The sequence below is a fragment of the Kocuria tytonicola genome (genome assembly GCF_003687455.1).
Taxonomy (GTDB): Bacteria; Actinomycetota; Actinomycetes; order Actinomycetales; family Micrococcaceae; genus Kocuria; species Kocuria tytonicola.
Genome location: NZ_PHOA01000223.1, coordinates 1 through 461 on the forward strand (window position 1 = coordinate 1; position 461 = coordinate 461).

The 461-nt window shown below is 63.8% G+C and carries 1 protein-coding gene; it reads right to left on the reverse strand.

The window, feature by feature from the left end:
- A partial coding sequence (locus CWC38_RS12740) for a hypothetical protein (RefSeq protein WP_240625263.1) occupies positions 1 to 444 on the reverse strand: 444 nt, incomplete at its 3' end.
- Between the last annotated feature and the right edge of the window lie 17 nt (positions 445 to 461).

Here is a 461-nt window from a genome sequence, read left to right on the forward strand (position 1 = left end):
CTCTAGCATGAGCCCCCCGTCGAAGCTGATGTCCCGCATCTTGCAATAAATGTCTGCGGCCGACACGGTCGGAATTTCCGCGTCCGCTGGTTTCTCTGCGTTGCGTCTGACCACGAGCACAAACGTGCTCTGCCACACGTGGGCGGCGAACCGGTAGCCGGGGCACGCGGTCAGCATCCGATCGATGAGCCGGTAGTGCAGGTGGTCCGACGTGCCGGGGAAGATGACGTACAGCATGTGGCCCCCGTACGTGGGGTCCGGGTAAAAAAGAAACCGGGGGTCGCACGCCCCCCCTCCGCGCAGGATCGTGTGCACGAAAAAGAGCTCGGGCTGGCCGAGCGTATCGGCCAGGAGGTCCTGGAGGGGGGTGCTGTGGCGGTCGGCCAGCACGACCAGGGAGGCCAGAAAGGTGCGGTGCTCAAAGATCGTATTGATCTGCTGCACGAAGGCCAGGATGAGGG